The 18,055-nt window shown below is 67.4% G+C and carries 18 protein-coding genes; 13 read left to right on the top strand and 5 right to left on the bottom strand.

The annotated features are described in order from the left end of the window. Positions 1-22: 22 nt before the first annotated feature. Together J2S53_RS13505 and J2S53_RS13500 are read left to right on the top strand one after the other, a co-directional pair. Positions 23-859, top strand: coding sequence for an aldo/keto reductase (locus J2S53_RS13505; protein ID WP_456241249.1), 837 nt, complete (start codon positions 23-25; stop codon positions 857-859). A 136-nt stretch (positions 860-995) separates the two neighbouring features. Continuing rightward, entirely contained in the window at positions 996-2,153 is a 1,158-nt protein-coding gene (locus tag J2S53_RS13500; RefSeq protein WP_456241248.1) for an MFS transporter, read from the top strand. Between the two features lie 423 nt (positions 2,154-2,576). Here the strand turns inward: J2S53_RS13500 and wrbA are convergent, their stop codons facing one another. After that, on the bottom strand, positions 2,577-3,188 hold the full coding sequence (gene wrbA / locus J2S53_RS13495) for an NAD(P)H:quinone oxidoreductase (RefSeq protein WP_456241247.1): 612 nt from the start codon (positions 3,186-3,188) through the stop codon (positions 2,577-2,579). A gap of 254 nt (positions 3,189-3,442) precedes the next feature. Between wrbA and J2S53_RS13490 the strand changes: the two genes are divergently transcribed. Continuing rightward, positions 3,443-4,573 carry a methyltransferase gene (locus tag J2S53_RS13490; protein ID WP_456241246.1) on the top strand — a complete coding sequence of 377 codons (1,131 nt, stop codon included), beginning with the start codon at positions 3,443-3,445 and terminating at the stop codon, positions 4,571-4,573. A gap of 125 nt (positions 4,574-4,698) precedes the next feature. Here the strand turns inward: J2S53_RS13490 and J2S53_RS13485 are convergent, their stop codons facing one another. Beyond that, on the bottom strand, positions 4,699-5,226 hold the full coding sequence (locus J2S53_RS13485; RefSeq protein ID WP_456241245.1) for a flavin reductase family protein: 528 nt from the start codon (positions 5,224-5,226) through the stop codon (positions 4,699-4,701). A gap of 824 nt (positions 5,227-6,050) precedes the next feature. Between J2S53_RS13485 and J2S53_RS13480 the strand changes: the two genes are divergently transcribed. The 6 genes from J2S53_RS13480 (at position 6,051) to J2S53_RS13455 (ending at position 10,804) form a co-directional block, all read left to right on the top strand. Next, the gene (locus J2S53_RS13480; RefSeq protein ID WP_456241244.1) at positions 6,051-7,367 is read left to right on the top strand and encodes an MFS transporter; all 1,317 of its coding nucleotides are present in this window, start codon (positions 6,051-6,053) and stop codon (positions 7,365-7,367) included. 277 nt (positions 7,368-7,644) lie between these two features. Beyond that, entirely contained in the window at positions 7,645-8,244 is a 600-nt protein-coding gene (locus tag J2S53_RS13475) for a DUF3558 family protein (protein WP_456241243.1), read from the top strand. A 139-nt stretch (positions 8,245-8,383) separates the two neighbouring features. Beyond that, a complete protein-coding gene (locus J2S53_RS13470) occupies positions 8,384-8,713 on the top strand; it encodes a hypothetical protein (RefSeq protein WP_456241242.1) in 330 nt (109 codons plus the stop codon). Positions 8,714-8,849: 136 nt separating this feature from the next. Continuing rightward, entirely contained in the window at positions 8,850-9,833 is a 984-nt protein-coding gene (locus J2S53_RS13465) for a WXG100 family type VII secretion target (protein WP_456241241.1), read from the top strand. Positions 9,834-9,882: 49 nt separating this feature from the next. Beyond that, the gene (locus J2S53_RS13460; protein WP_456241240.1) at positions 9,883-10,317 is read left to right on the top strand and encodes a hypothetical protein; all 435 of its coding nucleotides are present in this window, start codon (positions 9,883-9,885) and stop codon (positions 10,315-10,317) included. Positions 10,318-10,327: 10 nt separating this feature from the next. Next, positions 10,328-10,804: a hypothetical protein gene (locus J2S53_RS13455; RefSeq protein ID WP_456241239.1), complete on the top strand. Its 477-nt coding sequence runs from the start codon at positions 10,328-10,330 to the stop codon at positions 10,802-10,804. A 49-nt stretch (positions 10,805-10,853) separates the two neighbouring features. On the opposite strand, the gene J2S53_RS13450 is transcribed toward J2S53_RS13455, so the two are convergent. Then, entirely contained in the window at positions 10,854-11,726 is an 873-nt protein-coding gene (locus J2S53_RS13450; protein ID WP_456241238.1) for a 1,4-dihydroxy-2-naphthoate polyprenyltransferase, read from the bottom strand. Between the two features lie 135 nt (positions 11,727-11,861). After that, on the bottom strand, positions 11,862-13,067 hold the full coding sequence (gene menE, locus J2S53_RS13445; RefSeq protein WP_456241237.1) for an o-succinylbenzoate--CoA ligase: 1,206 nt from the start codon (positions 13,065-13,067) through the stop codon (positions 11,862-11,864). A gap of 192 nt (positions 13,068-13,259) precedes the next feature. On the opposite strand from menE, the gene menD reads away from it, so the two are divergent. Continuing rightward, on the top strand, positions 13,260-14,978 hold the full coding sequence (gene menD / locus J2S53_RS13440) for a 2-succinyl-5-enolpyruvyl-6-hydroxy-3-cyclohexene-1-carboxylic-acid synthase (protein ID WP_456241236.1): 1,719 nt from the start codon (positions 13,260-13,262) through the stop codon (positions 14,976-14,978). A gap of 402 nt (positions 14,979-15,380) precedes the next feature. Next, positions 15,381-15,671, top strand: a complete 291-nt coding sequence (locus J2S53_RS13435; RefSeq protein ID WP_456241235.1) for a hypothetical protein — start codon at positions 15,381-15,383, stop codon at positions 15,669-15,671. A gap of 33 nt (positions 15,672-15,704) precedes the next feature. Here J2S53_RS13435 and J2S53_RS13430 read toward each other — a convergent pair whose 3' ends face one another. After that, a complete protein-coding gene (locus tag J2S53_RS13430; RefSeq protein WP_456241234.1) occupies positions 15,705-15,950 on the bottom strand; it encodes a hypothetical protein in 246 nt (81 codons plus the stop codon). A 151-nt stretch (positions 15,951-16,101) separates the two neighbouring features. Here J2S53_RS13430 and J2S53_RS13425 point away from each other — a divergent pair, with 151 nt between their 5' ends. Beyond that, positions 16,102-17,622: a M1 family metallopeptidase gene (locus tag J2S53_RS13425; RefSeq protein ID WP_456241233.1), complete on the top strand. Its 1,521-nt coding sequence runs from the start codon at positions 16,102-16,104 to the stop codon at positions 17,620-17,622. 231 nt (positions 17,623-17,853) lie between these two features. After that, on the top strand, positions 17,854-18,054 hold the full coding sequence (locus J2S53_RS13420) for a PqqD family protein (protein ID WP_456241232.1): 201 nt from the start codon (positions 17,854-17,856) through the stop codon (positions 18,052-18,054). The last annotated feature ends 1 nt before the right edge of the window (position 18,055 follow it).

Below are 18,055 nucleotides of genomic sequence, written 5' to 3'. Positions count from 1 at the left end.
CCCCCAGGAAGGACGAGCACCGATGACACAGGTCAGTTCATTGACCCTCAATGACGGCAACAGTATTCCCCGAATCGGCCTGGGCGTGTTCCAGATCCCCGATGAGCGGACAGCCGACGTCGTGGGCACCGCCGTCGAGGCCGGTTACCGGTTGATCGACACCGCCGCCGTCTACGGCAACGAGCTGGGGGTCGGAAAGGGACTCGCCGACAGCGGGGTGGCCAGGGAAGAGATCTCCGTGGTTACCAAGGTCTGGAACGACGACCAGGGCTACGACGAGACGCTGCGTGCTTTCGACACCAGTACCGGCCTGCTCGGCTTGGAGCACGTGGATCTGTACCTCATCCACTGGCCCCGCCCCCGGTTGGATCGTTACGTGGAAACCTGGCGGGCACTGGAGAAGCTCAAGGCCGATGGCAGGGTGAGCTCGATCGGGGTGTCCAACTTCGGTCGCGAGGAGATCACCCGACTGCTCGACGAGTGCGACGTGCCCCCCGCGGTAAACCAGATCGAGCTGCATCCGGGACTGCCGCGGACCGAACTGCGTGAGTTTCACGCCCAGCACGGCATCGCCACGCAGGCTTGGAGCCCGCTGGGCAGAGGGCAGGGCTTCCTGGAGCATCCGGCGATCACCGAGATCGCGCGAGATCACGGACGCACGCCCGCCCAGGTGGTGCTCCGCTGGCACTCGCAGCTCGGGGTGGTTCCGCTTCCCAAGTCGGTGAGCCCCACCCGGCTCCGCGGCAATCTCGACATCCTCGGTTTTCAGCTTTCCGGTGCGGAGATGGACCGGCTGACCGAGATCGGCACCGACTTCAAGGTAGGACCGGATCCCGCACTGTTCTTCGACGTTTCCTGACCGGCTCGCTGAGACGGACAACGGGTGGCCCGCCGTTCGGCCACCCATCCGCCCGTCCACCCACCCTCCAATGTCACCGCCGCTCGCCGGAGAACACGGCATGGTGACCGTTCCCGCTACCGCCCGGAGGAGTTCGATGTCTGTCGCATTACTGGCGATGGCGCTGAGCGCGTTCGTCATGGGTACCGCCGAATTCGTGATCACCGGCCTGCTCCCCAACGTGGCCGGGGACTTGAGTCTGTCGATTCCCACGGCGGGGACGCTGATCTCGGGGTACGCGCTCGCCGTCGTGATCGGAGGCCCGGCATGCACCATGGCGGGTGCGCGGGTGCCACGCAAGCCGCTGCTGCTGGCCGCCATGCTGCTGTTCGTGGTCGGCAATCTCGTCTCCGCGGTGGCGCCTGCCTACTGGGTGTTGATGGTCGGACGTGTCCTCGCGGCGTTCGGGCAGGCGTCGTTTTTGGGCATCGGCACCGTGGTGGCGGCCAACCTGGTCGCTGACCACCTGCGTTCCCGGGCGATCGCGATGGTCTTCAGCGGGATCACTCTGGCCAATGTGGCCGGAGCACCGCTGGGCACACTGCTCGGGCAGAACCTCGGTTGGCGAACGATTTTCTGGATCATCAGTATCGCCGCGGTAATCAGCCTTCTCGGCGTCGCGGCGTCGGTCCCCCCGCAACCGAGCCCCGAACACACCGGTTTTCGTGCTGAACTGGCCATGTTCGGCCGAAGGCAGGTATGGCTGACGTTGGCCATCGGCATGTTCGCGATGGGAGCCGTGTTCGCTTCGTTCAGCTACGTAGCTCCACTGCTGACCGAGGTCACCGAGTTGTCCTCTGCCGCGATCACACCGATGTTGGCGTTGTTCGGGGTAGGGCTGGTGACGGGCAACTTGTTGGGCGGTTGGGCCGCGGACCGAGCGCAACTGCCCACTCTCGGCGGCGCGCTGGGGCTGCTGACGGTTGTGATGCTGGTCTTCGCCGCCCTGTCCCATCAGCCGGTGGCCGTCGCCATCGGATTGATGCTGACCGGTGCGGCTGGCTTCGCCGTCATTCCGGCTTTTCTGGCCCGCCTGATCAACCTGGCGGGGGGAGAGTCCCCGCTGTCGGCGGCGACCGGTGGTTCGGCGAGCAACATGGGTATCGCCGCGGGTGCCTACCTCGGCGGACTGACCATCCAGGCGGGATTCGGCTACGTGGCGCCGACCTGGCTGGGGGCCGTCCTGGCCGCTCTCGGCCTCGGTGCCGTTCTCGCAGTGGTGGTTTCCCGAACTCCCGTCGCCAGCACCGTGTGACTCTTCGTCCGCGGCTTTCACGCTCGGTCCTCGCGGCTTACCGCCGACCGAAACCTCCCGGATCCGACGGAATCGCCGAACCGGGAGGTTCGTTCGAGGGCCGAGCTTCACTCGGCCGTAACGGCGGCCGGGACGGCGTGGTCGCATCCCGCACGGGAATCCCGGGCGGGATGCGGGCTGTGCTGTTTCGAACGAGCGGAACGGACCGGCACGCGCAGCGGAACGTCCCGCGGGGAACCGCCGGACGGATTCGTGATCACCGCTGGTGCCGGTTCGCTGTGCGAGGAGGGCGACACAGCACGCCCTCCGCCTTCGCTCCGGCGGTACCACGCCGCTCCTACGGCACTGGTCGAACTCCGCCCGCGGGGAAGACGAGTACGGTGCGACCGGGTGATCCCAGGCCGCACCGTGTGCGCTTCTCGATCAGGAAGACCGCAGGGGAGCGAGTTGCGAAGCGATCTGGGCCAGCCGTCCGCCCTGGAACTTCGCGGCCTTGATCTGGTCTTTGCTCGGCATTCCCTCACTGGACGCCGTGCTGATGCCGTAGGGATTGCCACCGGCGTTGTGGCTGATGTCGTAGTCGACGTAGCCGGTGGGAACGATGAGCGCACCCCAGTGATGCAGCACGTTGTACATCGACAGCAGGGTGGATTCCTGACCGCCGTGCAGTTCGTAACTGCTGGTGAAACCCGTGGCGGGTTTGTTCACGAATTCGCCGGCCTCCCAGAGACCTCCAGCGGTGTCGATGAATTGCTTGAGTTGTGCGGTGACGTTGCCGAAGCGGGTGGGTGTGCCGAAGGCATACCCGTTGGCCCACTTCAGGTCTTCCAGGGTGGCCTCCACGATGTGTGCCGTTTCGTTCAAGTGCGAGCGCCATTCCGGATTGCTGTCGATCGCCGCGGCGGGAGCGAGCTCGGGCACTCGGCGCAGCCTCACCTCGGCTCCGGTTTCGGTAGCCCCTTCCGCGAAGGCTTCCGCGGTGGCGTGGACGTTACCGGTGGCCGAGTAGTAGACAACGGCAATTCGAGCGTCCATGAAGATGTACCTCATTATCGTGCGATATCGGAAAAAATAACTGACATATTAACTTTTTGGGATGGGAGGTCGATCGACGTGGCGATCCGGCGTGGCAAAGATCCGCGCCGAACGGTTCCGCCCTGCCGATGCAACGTTTCCCGCCACCGCCGGATCGGTGGGAGTTCTTTGAGAGCCCGACGAGAGAGCAGGGTGCGATCGTTCTGGTGGTCCGAAGACCAGCGACATCCGATGTGGATGACCGGATACCGCCATTGACCGATCTGGCGGTCGCTATCAGCCAGGAGGAGCTCGTGACCACCACTCAGCCCACAACCGCCGCGGGACAGTCCGGTGAGCTGCCCACTTCCGGCGACTCCGCACTGACCAAGCAGGACCTCGTCGGAACGCTGTTCGGCGCGGCGGCTTTCCAGCTGCTCAACGCCGGCAACGAACTCGGACTGTTCGAGATGCTGCACCGTGAGCCCGACCGTGATACCGAGGAGATCGGTGCTCGGCTGGGATTGGAGCGGCGTCCCACCGAGATCCTGCTGCTGGGGACCTCCGCGCTGCGGCTGACCACGGTCAGCCGTGGCCGGTACCGCAACGCGGCCCTGATCGACGAGATGATCGCCGACGAAACCTGGGAGATCATAACCGACATGATCGCCTTCGAGGCGAAGATCGTCTACGAGCCGCAGGCGGACTTCGTCGACTCGCTGCGGCACAACACCAACGTCGGGCTCCGCCGGTTCGACGGGGACGCCGACGACCTCTACCATCGGCTGGCCCACCGTCCTGACCTGGAACGGTTGTTCTACCGGTGCATGCGCTCCTGGTCCAGGCTTTCGAACCCGATCCTTGTCGACAAGGCCGATCTCACCGGAGTCAGACGGGTTCTCGACGTCGGAGGCGGCGACGGAGTCAACGCGATCACTCTGGCACAAGCCAACCCCGACGTGGAATTCACGGTGCTCGACCTTCCGGGCGCGGTCTCTCTCGCTGAGCAGAAGATCGCGGACAGCGGGCTGTCGGAACGTATCTCGGTCGTCTCGGCCGACATCTTCGCCGATTCCTACCCTGCGGGTTACGATTGCGTTCTGTTCGCCAACCAGCTCGTCATCTGGTCCCCGGAACAGAACATGACGCTGTTGAACAAGGCGTACGAGGCGTTGGACGAAGGTGGCCGAGTGCTGGTGTTCAACGCCATGTCGGACGCCAGTGGTGACGGCCCACTGTACGCGGCGCTGGACAACGTATATTTCGCGACGCTGCCGGCGGCAGATAGCACGCTTTACCACTGGGGGCAGTACGAGGACTGGCTGTCCCGAGTCGGTTTCTCGCGCGTACTCCGCCAGCCAGGGGATACCTGGACCCCGCACGGTGTCATCAGCGCGGTGAAATGATTCGTCGGAACACGGGTGGAACCGGACCCCGGCACAGCCGATACGCGACAGCCGGGTTCGGTTCCACCGATATCTTTGCTGCGCCCTCGGAGTGGAACTCCGCTCTCGCGCGGCGGGACGGCTGCTCATGAGGCGTCGAATGTGCCGTACCCGCTTTCGAAGAACACCAACGGCGCCTCGGCGTCGCCGGACGCGGCGTGGTGCACCCGGGCGATGACGATGACGTGGTCGCCCGCGGGATATTCGGCCGCCACCGAACATTCCAACCATGCCAGCGAGTTCGCCAGAATCGGCAGTCCCGTCGGAGAGGAGGACCATCGTAATCCCTCGAACTTGTTCAGTTCTTTTCCGGCCAGTCGTTTGCACACGGAGCGCTGCGTGTCGGCGAGAATGGTCAGGCAGTGCCGCCGAGCCGCGCGGATCGAGGGCCAGCTCCTGCTGGTGTGAGTGACACAGTACGCGACCAGCGGCGGTTCCAGGGATACCGAGGTGAACGAATTGATCGCGAAACCGATCGGCCGGTCATCGGTGTCCAGGGTGGCGATGGCGACCACACCGGTGGCGAAGCGGCTCAGAACGGTGCGGAACCGGTGCGGGGGAATGTCGGTCTCTGCGATGGTCGCGTGGTTCGTGTCTGATGCTGCCTCAAGCATGACGCGGATTACCTCTCGCTGAATCCTGGTTCGACGAACGGGTGGATCAGCTGGCGTGCGCTCTGGTTCTCGGATTCCAGCTGCTTCACATTCTCACAGGGGTGTCTGGTTCTGTGACAGTGTTCAGCGCATTCAACCGTCGTGACGTTCACACCCGGTGTGGGGTGAGAATTTCATGTTCAGGGTCGCGAACCATCGATAGTCCCGCCTTCCGAGGGGCGTTCGGGATGTGACCGAAACCGACGTCGTGGAGCTCGCGAGACGCGGTACCGCTGTGTTGACCAGCGACAAGATCGCGTTCCCCTTCGAACGACCGGATGGGCACCAGAAAAGCTTTTCGCGGCCAGGCTCCGGGCATGCTCCGGTCAACATCGCGCCGGATTCCGAGCTGGGCCGTCTAGCTGGGCCGTCTAGCTCGGATGGGGGCGGCCGGACGTATTATCGCGGTCATCCACCGGCCGCTGACCGCACTGTCTCGCATCGAGACGGTTGTCGCGCGCTCTCCGCCGAAGGCTTCGGGAGTGCTCTCCGGCCGTGCGGCGGATCCGGGTTCCGCCGCCCCCCGACGTGTCGCGGGAGTAGCTCGGGAAGGGCCGCGGGACCGGTGCGCCGGGGTGCTCCGATAGCTCTCGAAGCGCCACTGCTCCCTTGCTCCGTCGGCACCCGGCTCGTTCCGAGCCTTTTCATGATCGAGTTCCGTCGCCCTCTTGTGATTGCCGTGCTCCGCCGTTAACGTTCCCAAAACTTACAGCGTTAGTTATCTGCGCCACAACCACCTGTCCGTGCGAGTCCCCGTTAGCTTCGACACGAAGGGTGCATACCAAATGGTCGGTACGTCACAACCCCACTCCCGGAGAGTGGCCTTCGCCAGTCTCATCGGCACCACCATCGAGTGGTACGACTTCTTCATCTACGGCACCGCCGCCGCGCTGGTGTTCAACAAGCTGTTCTTCCCGGAACTCGACTCGATGGTCGGTGCGATCGCCTCCTTCGCCACCTTCGCCGTCGGCTTCATCGCCCGCCCACTGGGCGGCGTCGTGTTCTCCCACTTCGGCGACCGCCTCGGGCGAAAACCGATGCTGATCTGGTCGCTGATGCTGATGGGTGTGGCCACGCTGCTCATCGGGCTGCTGCCCACCTACGAGACGATCGGTGTCTGGGCACCGTTGCTGCTGGTCACGCTGCGCTTCGCCCAGGGCATCGGCGTCGGCGGCGAATGGGGCGGCGCAGCCCTGATGGCCGTCGAGCACGCCCCCGAGAACCGACGCGGCTTCTACGGCTCCTGGCCGCAGGTCGGCGTGCCCGCCGGACTGCTGCTGGGCAACCTCACCTTCTCGGCGATCTCGGCCAGCGTCGGCAACGAACAGTTCTTCGCGTGGGGCTGGCGGATTCCCTTCCTGCTCAGCGCCGTGCTGATCGTGGCAGGGCTGGTCATCCGCATCACGATCAGCGAGAGCCCGGTCTTCGAACAGGTGATGAACACCAAGGAGAAGGCCAAGATGCCGGTGTTGGAGGCGCTGCGCTCGCACCCGAAGACGATCCTGCTGGCCACCGGCATGTTCCTGGGCACGCACGCCACCTTCTACATCACCAGCACCTGGATGGTCTTCTACACCACGCAGGAGGGGTTGTTCGAGCGCACCACGGTGCTCAACGCGAACTCGCTGCTGAGCTTCGTCGACATACCGCTGATGCTGCTGTTCGGGCTGCTGTCCGACTTCTTCGGCAGGCGCAGGATGGTGCTCGGCGGCATGGCCGTGATGGCGCTGATCGCCGTGCCCTACTTCATGCTGGTGGGCACGGGCTCGCTCATGCTCTACCTGCTCGGCGGCATGGTGATGCAGCTGTGCCGGACAGCGGTCTACGGCCCCCAGTCCGCCTACTTCTCCGAGCTGTTCTCCACCCGGCTGCGCTACAGCGGTATCTCGGTGAGCTACCAGCTCGCGTCCATCCTCGGCGGCGGCATAGCGCCGATGATCTGTACCTGGCTGTACGGCACCACGGGTTCGGCGATGTCCATCGCCGTCTACGTGATCGTGCTCGCGGTGATCTCGTTCGGCTCGGCCTACCTGCTGACCGAGACCTACAAGCGTGACCTCACCAACGACGAGGCGATCACCACTCCCGCCGCGCAACGCTAGGACGTTCGGTTCCGAAGTGGACTCCGAGGGCGCTCCCGGTTCTTTCGTCGCCGGGGCCCTCGGAGTGCACAGTGGCCGCACCGTCTTCCGGCCGGCAACGGTGTGGCCGCTTTTCCGGGACCGCTGCTTTTCCGGGACCGCTGCTTTTCCGGAACGGCACCGTCGATTTCTCGAGAAATCGACGGTGCGCCCAGGCGTGGCAGTGCGGTCGGCGTCAATTTCTCGAGAAATCGCGCAGGCGCCGCGAAGTGTGGCGGTCTAGGGCATCCTGGGGAGCATGTCTTGTGCTTCTGGCGTCGGCTCCCGGTTCGGACGCACCGGGATTTCCCGCGTTTCGGCCTGCGTGGGCGCGCTGCTGGTGTTCCTGAGCGGCTGCGGCGGTGGCGGCAGCACTGATACCGATTCCACCGGCACCGGGCGAACGTCGACACCGGCGCCGTCGTCCTCGGCCACCCCCACCACTCCGACGGAGCAGCGCGACAAGCTGGCCGAACTCTCCGCCGAGCGGATGTGCTCGCTGGTCGAGCCCGCCGAGCTGCGCGAGCCCGCGTTCGCCGTGGGCAACGGTCGGCCGGAGGAGGTCAGTTTCGATCCTCCGGTGCGCGGCTGCCGTTTCCCGGCCAAGCAGGACGGCGAGACCGAGGACTCGGTGCTCCTCGCCGCCCAGGCCGACGGTTTCGACCAGCTCGGAGGTGAACGGATCTCCGAATTTCCCGTCGCCGCCAGCAGAACCTCCTACGCCAACGACTGCACCGTCTACTCCGACGTGACGGGAGCCACCCTGCAGGTCGTGGTCAGTGACCAGGAGGCCGGCACCGAACAGTGCGAGGCCGCCGAGCGGATCTCGCGCCTGGTGCTGGACTCCGTGGCGCACTGAGCGGAAAGCTCGATCCACCACCGACTCGAAAAATCGGTTTCTCCTGGAACCGTCAGCCGTGCGGTCGCGTCACAGTCGTGGTCCGAACGAGTGAGACGCGTCCGGCCACGTCCGGAACGGCTCCGCAGAGGGGGAAACGGTGTCGGAGAGAGTCGAAGCCGTACCGTCGCGGCTCCGCGACTACGGCGGTCTGTTGCGGCGCAACGCCGAGTCGTTCAACGGTATCGAGAGCTACGCCAACGAGACCGCTTCGGACACCAGCGGTTTCACCGGCGTCATGGCGTCCCTGATCCCGGTCGTGCAGGGGGCCACCGCGCTCTACTCCGAAACCCTGCGCCTGGCGCACGCCAAGCTGCTCCGGGTCAGGGAGGAGCTGGACAACACGGCCGCCGAGTACGAAGAACGTGAACGCGAGATCGAACAGCTGCTCAGCGGCATAGAGACAGCCCTGAGCAGGATGCGGCCCTGAGTACTCGGCGTCAGAACGATCGACAGCACCGGTTGGCCCCATCACCGTGTCGGGCTCCGAAAGGAGCGACCACGGGAGATTTCGCGGGGCCGGGGCCGGTGCGAGCCATTACGGGGCAGTCATACGAGGGGGACGAATGGCATTCGCTGATGTGGACGATCCGATCGCGAAGCTCGAACAACGCACCGGGCAGGCGGACTCGGAAACCCTGAAATCGGCCATCCAGGACGCGAGCTGGCAGGTCCAGGGGGTCAACTGGATCTACGAGCAGGTCACCGGGCAGAACCTCGTCGAGTCGTTGATCTCGCCCATCACCGGTGACTTCGCCAAGATCGAGCAGAACGCCAAGGCTTGGAACGACATAGGTGAGTCGCTGCGGGCGGTGCGACGCAACCTCAACCACGGTGTCAGCGATCTGCGGCAGAGCTGGGACGGTGCCGCCGCCGCGGCTTTCGAGTCCATGATGGTCGGTGGTTGGACGGTAGCGCTGGAGGCCGACGCGGCGGCGGCCGATCTGGTGAGCACGGCTTTCACCAAGGCCGCCGACACCTCGAAGATGCTCTGCTCGAAGATCCTGGAGCTGATCGACAAGCTCGTGAACCGGCTGATCCAGGCGGCTTGCACGGCCTGGGTGCCTGTCGGGGGCTGGGCCAACGCGGTTCGCATCGTGATCCAGTGCATCGACATCGTGTTCATGATCATGGACATGATCCAGGCGATCATCCGGATCTACCAGGGCGTGAAGCAGGTGATCGAGGGAGTCAAATCCACCGGAACCTCACTCGCCAGGATTCAGGAGGTCGCCAGTGGCGATGGTCCGCGCGGTACCGGTGACGCCGTCAACGTCGCGCTGGACCGAACACGTGAGCTCACCGATGCCGTGTCCGGAGTGACGGACGGGGTCAACCAGGTGAGCGAGGGCGCGACGCAGGTGCGCGGTGGTGCCTCCGACGTGCGACAGACCACATCGGACATGGGCGGGAACGGAAACACCACGGTGCGACAGGGCGATGCGGAGCAGCGGGGCGGTGCGGGACAACAGGGCGGAACCGATTCGCCGGGGCGGTCCGGCGAGCAGCACGGTTCGGACCGCCGCACGAGCATGGCGGGAAATCTGTGACGCCGGACTCCACCGAACCCGTCGAAACCGGCGAACCCGAGGTGAGGACTTGCAGGACTGGAAAACACAGGAGATCCGCGAGGCGGAGGCCGCACTCGACGAAGCCGTGACTGACGCGGAGCGCGTCGCGGCGCGTGCCGAGGAGATGAACGAAGAACTACCTGAAGCGGAGCTCTCCGAGGAGCAAACCGAACAGATCGAACAGCTCGTCCGACGGGGTGAGGCGCCTGCCGGGATCGCCGAGTTGCAGCGGCGCATCGACGAGGGGGAGTTGAGCTGGCAGCAAGTGACCAGCGGCCGGGCGACGGCGGACGAGGGGGTGCGGCGCGCCTTCGAGGCGGGTGTGCCCGCCATGCGGCAGGTCAAGGAGATGCTGGACGAGGGGCACGAGGCCACCGAGATCATCGCCAACGATCCGAACCGGGCCCCGGAACAGGACGACGAGGAACCGCCTGATTCGTTCCTGCAGAGCGGTAACTGGTGAGTGAGGACGGATGTTACGGAAAGCAGTGCTGTACCTGGCGATCGGCTGGGTCGTACTCGTGGTCACCGGGTTCGGCGTGCTCTACGGGGCCGCGACGCTGAACGCCACCACGGTGTACTCCGATCGCGGGGTCACCGAGGAGAACGCGGACGAGTACCGCTGGAGCGGGAATACCATCGCGCTCACCGACAACCTCAGGAAGAACGGATGGGCCAGTTGCGAGGTCGTTCCCGACAGCGGCGAACGACGCAACATCCGGAGTCCGCGCAACGATTCCACCGTCTCCTACCGGCAGTACCAGCCGTGGTTCTCCGGCGCCGCCACGGTGACCTGCGGTGAGCAGGTCACCATCAGGTCGGGGGCCACACTGACGATGTACAAGCTGGCGACCTCGCGGCTGGTGCAGTTCGGCTCCGCCGCGATCGCCGCGATCCCGCTGGTGCTCGCGCTGATCTGGTACTACGGGCTGGTGCGCGTTCGGCGGTGAGGCGTTCTCGGTGCCGGACCGGGGGTGCCCGGTCCGGCATCCGGGGCTCTCAACCGATAGTCAGCCCCACCGCGGTCGCCACCGCCCACAGCAGCATCGCCAACCCGGTGTCGCGCAGCACCGGAAGCAGGCTCAGGCCGGTGTCGCCACGCGTCACCCGCCGTATCGGCGATATCACCAACGCCAGCGCGAGGAACCCGAGCAGGGCGGGCGTTATCCGCAGTCCGGTCAGGGTGGTGATCAGGAACGGCGCCAGCACCAGGGTCACGTACAGCGTCCGGGTGTCCCGGTCGCCGAGCAGCACCGCCAGCGTGCGCTTGCCGCTCTGCCGGTCGGTGGGGATGTCCCGCAGGTTGTTGGCCACCAGCACCGCGCTGGAGAACGCCCCCATCGCCACGGCCGCACCGATCCCCGAACCGTTGATGCTGTCGGCCTGCACGTACATCGTGCCGAGCACGGCGGCCGGGCCGAAGAAGCAGAACACCGCCAGCTCGCCCCAGCCCGCGTAGCCGTAGGGTCGCTTGCCGCCGGTGTAGAACCAGGCTCCCGCGATGCTGACCGCCCCCAGCGACAGCAGCCACCAGTGACCACTCAGGTAGAGCACGGCCAGCCCGGTGACCGCGGCGATGCCGAAGCAGCCCAGCGCCACTCCCAGCACACTGCCCGGACGTGCCGAGCCGGATCCCACGAGCCGTCGCGGCCCGGTCCGCACCTCGTCGGTGCCGCGGATGCCGTCCGAGTAGTCGTTGGCGAAGTTGACCCCCGTGATCAGGGAGAGTGCCACCACCAGCGACAACAACGCCAACGGGAGGTCGAATCCGGCTGCTCCGGCGGCGGTGGCGCTACCCGCGATCACGGGAGCCACGGCGTTCGGCCAGGTCCGGACCCGAACACCTTCAACCCATTCAGCGACTGAGGCCATGCGGCAATCCTCGCGCACCGGTGATCCGTGATATCGCCCCAGGGTGTCGCGCCTGATCTCGGTCACCGAGCGGTGACGGTGCGCGACGCGGTGCGCGACGCGGTGCGTACGAGGGGCGTACGAGGCGCGGAGCGGTCAGCCGAACAGCTCCAGCAGCGCCCGCTTGTCGGGTTTGCCCGGACCACGCAGCGGCAGTTCGTCGAGCACCACGAACCGTTTCGGGGCCGCCGCCGCGCCGAGACGCTGCCGGACCCGCCTGCGCAGCTCCCGCTCGTCCGGCGCGGTGCGCTCGGGAACCACGGCCGCCAGCACGGCCTGCCCCCATTCCGGGTCGGGACCACCGAGCACGCACGCCTCGCGGACGCCGGGGTGCTCGGTCAGCGCGCGTTCCACCACCGCGGGCACCACCTTGACGGCGCCGGTGACGATCATGTCGTCCGCCCGGCCCAGCACTTCGAGGTGCCCGTCGCGCCACTGTCCGACGTCACCGGTGCGGAACCAGCCCGCCTCGAACGCCGCCCGCTCGGAGCCGTGGTTGTTGGGGGAGTGGCGATAACCACGCGCCAGTGTCGGGCCGCACACGCTGATCCGCCCCGGCTCCGGGGACTCGACGTGAACCCCGACACCGGGCAGCGGGGTGCCGTCGTAGACGCAGCCGCCCGCCGTCTCGCTCATGCCGTAGGTGGTGACCACGTTCACCCCCGCCGCGCGCGCCCGCTCCAGCAGGTCCGGTGCCGCCGCCGCGCCGCCGAGCAGCACCGCCTCGAAGGCACGCAGCGCCCGGAGCCCGCGCGGATCGCTCGCCGCATCGAGCAGCCGCCCCAACTGGGTGGGCACCAGCGCCGTGTAGTGCCGGTGTTCGGTGCTCAGCAGTGGGTCGGCCGCGTCGGCGAACGCCTCGGCGGTGAAGCCCTCCCGCGTGTCCACGGCTCGCGGGGTGTGACCCGCCACGATCGAGCGGACCAGCACCTGGATTCCCGCGATGTGGTGGGCGGGCATCGCCAGCAGCCACTTACCGGGGCCGCCGAGGTGGTCGTGGGTGGACCGGGCGGAGGCACGCAGCGCGGACGCGGGCAGCAGCACCCCCTTGGGCGCGCCGGTCGAGCCGGAAGTCGCGATCACCAGGCTCGTGGGATCCGAGTCGGAGTCCTCGACAGCGGCCAGCGGCTCCCCGGCGCCGAGCGCACGGGCCGTTTCCCCGGCGGCGGGGTCGTCCGCCGCCAGCGGCAGCAACGCCGGGCCTGTCCCGTCCAGCGCGTTCCGCAGCTCCGCGACCACCGCCGTCAGCTCGCCCGGATCACGGTGAATCGTCAGGGGGCGGAGTTCTCTGGCGCTGCTCATGGCCTTCATTGTCCGCCCGACCTGGCCGTGGTTCCGCCGTCCCCGCTCCCGTCTCCGTGCCGGCCGCACCGAGGTCCCCCGTGCTCCGCCGCCCGGGTTCCCGGTCGGCCGAACCTGCGAAAGCGGAGGTGAGAAGGTTCTGTAGAGTGACGAGCAGTCCATCGCAGCTCTCCCGGACACCGGGGTGATCCTTTGAATCCCGCCACGGCCCAGGCCGAGGTGATCGTCGACGAGCTGGTGCGCAACGGGCTGCGGCACGCCGTGCTGTCCCCGGGGTCGCGAAACGCCGCGCTGGCCTTCGCGCTGCACCGCGCCGCGTCCCGGCGACGTCTCGCGCTGCACGTGCGGATCGACGAGCGCAGTGCGGGGTTCCTGGCCCTCGGCATCGCCGCCGCGAGCGGGGAACCGGTGGCCGTGGTCTGCACCTCCGGCACCGCCGCGACGAACCTGCACCCCGCCGTCACCGAGGCGGGCCACGCCGGGGTGCCGCTGCTCGTGCTCACCGCCGACCGGCCCCCCGAACTCCGCGCGGCGGGGGCCAACCAGACCATCGACCAGCACGGGCTCTACGGCACCTCGGTGCGGTGGTTCGACGAACTGGCGGTCGCCGAGAACCGCCCCGGGCAGCACGCCTACTGGCGCGGCCAGACCTGCCGGGCGGTGCGGGCGGCCCTCGGCGCTGCTCGCCCGGCCGCGCCGGTGCACCTCAACCTGCCGTTCCGGGAACCACTCGTGCCCGACGAACCGGCCGCGACCGTCCCGACCGACTCGGACGGCGAGCTCGCCACCGACCGACCGGAGTGGTGCGAATCCCTGGCGGGACGCCCCGGCGGGCGCCCCTGGACCGAGTTCGCCGAGGCACCGCACGAACCCGCCCGGTACGAGCCCGACTCGCCGTACGGGCTGGTGCTGCTCGCCGCGGACGGCGGGGAGCACGATCTCGACTGGGCGAGACGGCTCGGCTGGCCGGTTCTCGCCGAGACCGGAGGTGTGGGCCACGGTGGGGAGACGCTGCTGCCCACCGGGATGTGGCTGCTGGAACTCGCCGAGTTCCTCCGCGCCCACCGCCCCGATCTGGTCGTCTGCGTCGGCAGACCGACGGTGTTCCGGCAGGTGCAGCGGCTGCTGGCCGACCGCGAGGTGCGGACGGTCCTGCTGCACGGACGGTCGGACACCTGGCCCGCGCCCGCGCACGACGTCTCGCTGCTGGCCGACTCGGTGGACCCCACGGCGGTGACTCCCGACCCGGCGTGGCTGGAAGCGTGGTCGGCGGCCGACCGGAAGGCGGGGGAGGAACTGGCAGCCGCACTCGACCGCGAGTCCTGCCCGCACGGCCCCGTCGTCGCCGCCCGAGTGCTCGACGAGATTCCGGCCGACTCGACGCTGGTCGTGGGATCCTCGAACCCCACACGTGACGTGGCGCTGTCCGCCAGAGCGCGCCCCGACGTGCGGGTGCACCGCAACCGGGGCGTGGCGGGCATCGACGGCACGGTCTCCACGGCGCTCGGCGTGGCCCTGGCCCGTGAGACACCCACCTACGCGCTGTTGGGTGATCTCACCTTCCTGCACGACACCAACGGCTTGCTGCTGGGTCCGCACGAACAGCGCCCGGACCTGACGATCGTGGTGTGCAACGACGACGGCGGCGGGATCTTCTCGCTGCTGGAACAGGGGGACCCTGCCTACGCCGGGACGTTCGAGCGGGTCTTCGGCACCCCGCACGGCACCGATCTGGCAGCGCTGTGCGCGGCACACGGGGTGCCGCACCGGTCGGTCGGGATCGATGACCTCGGTGATGCGCTGCGCTACCGGTCCGGGTTGCGGGTGGTCGAGGTTCGCACCGCGCGTGACGGGCAGCGCGAACTGCGGGAACGGCTGTCGGAAGCCGTCGCGTCCGCCGTGCTCGGCTGAGCGGAGCCGAAATCAGCGAATCAGTGTCGGGCCTCCACGCCGGTATCCAGATCCTTCCAAACCCGATCAGCGGTGACGGCCGGGACGTTCAACCGGGCCGCGACGGCCAGACATGCGCTGCCTCCGAGATCTCGACAGCGGCGGCTGTACGGCGTCGGCCAGCAGTTCTTCTACGGCGGATTCTCCGGCGCTCCAGGCCGCTGCCACGTCCCGCCGGATTCGTTCGATCAGATGATCGCGGGTTTCGGTGACCACGCGTCCGGTTTTATCGAATTCGCCGGGCGGTCGGATGAACACCCCTCGTGTCGGATCGGTGTCGGTGCGAGACTGTCGGATCAGGGGCCGCCGTGCCGCCGAACGCGTGCGGCGCCGTTACGCCGGAATCCGACCACGGGAGCAGCGATGGCCCGGTTGTACACCGCCGAGGAGATCACCGACCAGCACTACGAACCGATCGTCGACCAGGAGCGGGCGACCGTCGGCTACGAGGTCTACGTCGCCGGGGACCATCTCGGCAGCGTCATGTACAACGTCGATCCGGCCGGGTGGGTCGCCTACACCACCTACACCGACGTGCCGATCCCGCACCGGCGCGGCCCGATCGCGGGAACCAGCGTCGAGGCCGTGCTCGATCTGCTGCAGCACCTGCGCGATCACGACCACATCGGACCGGCCATGCCCGGCAGGGAGTGACGGCGTTTCGCGCCTCCGGCGCCACGAGGAATGTCACCCGCTCGTGTGGTCCTGGGGTGTTTCCGTACCCGGATTCGTTTCCGGCACGCGTTCCCGTATCGCCGACTCGATCCGCAGTCCCGTTCCCAGCACGCAGAGCAGCAGGGCCACGACGTAAGGGCCTGCCGCGGCGGGACTGTCCGTCGACAGCTGTATCGCGGTGACGACTCCGGCCGCGAGTAGGGCGGTGTTCCCGATCGGACGGACGCTCGGGGAGGTTCCCCGTGTGCTGTTCGGCATGCCCGCATTGTGTGTCCGAGCCTCCGGGGTCCGACAGGACCGCCCACGGTTCGATGTTCGGCCGGTGCCCGCTGATCCGCTCCGATCCCGCTTCGTATGCGTATGATCACTGGTTGTGTTCCGGATCGAGCACCGTGTTAGGAGTTGTCACTTGTTGCGGAGACGAGCGCTACGTACCGCTGTCGCCACCTGCGCCGCGACGGCGGTTCTCGCGACCCCGGCCCTGGCGGGGACCGGCGGCGCGGGCGCACCCGGCGTCGGCGATTCGTACTACCCGGAGGCGGGAAACGGCGGCTACGACGTGTCCCACTACGACATCCGGCTGCGCTACCAGCCGGAGAACGACCTGCTGCGCGGCACCACGACCATCGTGGCCGAACCGACCGAGGACCTGAACTCGTTCAACCTGGACTTCGCGCTCGAGATTCGGTCCGTGCGGGTCAACGGAGCGCCCGCGCGGGTCGAGCGGCAGGGTGCCACCGAGGTGACGGTCACGCCGAAGCGAGCACTGCCGGAGGGGAGCCTGGCCACGTTCGTGGTCAGCTATGCCGACAAACCCTCCACGGTGGAGGTCGACGGGCAGACCCCCTGGAAGCGCACCGAGAACGGTGCCGTCGCGGTCGGACAGCCCCTGATCTCCGAGTGGTGGTTCCCCGCCAGCGACCACCCCTCGGACAAGGCGTCCTTCGACATCTCGGTGGCCGTGCCGAACGGAACCGAAGTGCTCTCCAACGGCAGGATGACCGCTCGTATCCGCCAGGGTGACTGGACCCGCTGGAACTGGCGCATGCCCAGCCCCAGTGCCACCTACCTCGCGTTCCTGGCCATCGGGCAGTACGACGTGCACAGCAAGAAGGGTGCCTTCGACCAGCCGATGGTCACCGCCTACGCCGACGGGCTCGGTGACATCAAGGGGCCCGCCGAGGCCAGCCTGGAACGCACTCCCGAGATCCTGGAATTCCTCTCGGAAATCGTCGGACCGTATCCGTTCGAGACCCAGGGCGGTGTGGTGCCCGCCGAAGGGCTCGGATTCGCCCTGGAGAACCAGACCAGGCCCGTTTACAGCCCGAACTTCTTCCGGATCGGTTCCAACACCTCGGTGGTCACCCACGAGCTCGCGCACCAGTGGTTCGGCGACTCGGTGGCGCTGGACGACTGGTCGAGCATCTGGCTCAACGAGGGTTTCGCGAGTTACGCCGAATGGCTGTGGGCCGAGCACGAGGGCAACGGAACGGCCCAGGAGCTGTTCGACCACTACTACTCGTCGTACCCGGCCGACTCGCCGTTCTGGCAGGTCACGCCGGGTGACCCCGGCAAGGAGGACCTCTTCCACGCCTCGGTCTACAACCGTGGGGCCATGACGCTGCACGCCCTGCGGAACCGGATCGGCGACGCGAAGATGCTGCGCACCGTGCGAACCTGGTTCGAGCGGAACCGGGGCGGCAACGCCACCGTGTCGGAGTTCATCGAGCACGCCGAACGCGTTTCCGGACAGCGGCTGGACGGCTTCTTCGACAAGTGGTTGTTCAGCGAGGGCAAACCTCGGGTGGGCAATGAGACCGGGGTTCCCCGGAGCGCCGCCGCGCGGACCGCGGACGCGTCCGCGCCGAAGGCGGTCGAGCAGCTGAACCACACTCACGAGTTGCTGGCCGGAATGCACAACCGCGGCTGAACCGGCTGCTCTCGTCACCGTCCCCGTTCGCTCGGTGCGAGCGGGGATGGTTTTTCGTGTCGTTCCACAGTCGTGCGAGTCGTACCTTCGCGTGAATTCCGGTACTGCGGCTTTGCGGGAACCGGAGACCTCGCTAGCGTTCGAGTGGAAGCACCCGGTCGGTCCGGTGTGGAGTCCAGGATTCGCACAGCCGCATCGTCGGCCGGGCGGGCTCGTGGAGGTCCGAAGAGGATGTTGTTGCACGACGAGATGTCCGGAGAGCTCAACACGACCGGAGCCCGGGTGTTGCGCGATCTGCTCAACGGTGAGGATCCCGAGCGTGTGGCCGAGAAACTGGTCATCGCCTACCGAGCGGATCCCCGGGCGGCTGCCGACGACGTGGACGCGGTGCTGCGGAAACTACGCGCCGCGTGCCCAGCCGAGCACGAGTGAA

Source organism: Actinopolyspora lacussalsi, assembly GCA_030803735.1.
Lineage (GTDB): Bacteria > Actinomycetota > Actinomycetes > Mycobacteriales > Pseudonocardiaceae > Actinopolyspora > Actinopolyspora lacussalsi.
Note: the sequence above shows the minus strand (reverse complement) of the source record. Positions and strands in the feature narration are given on the sequence as shown.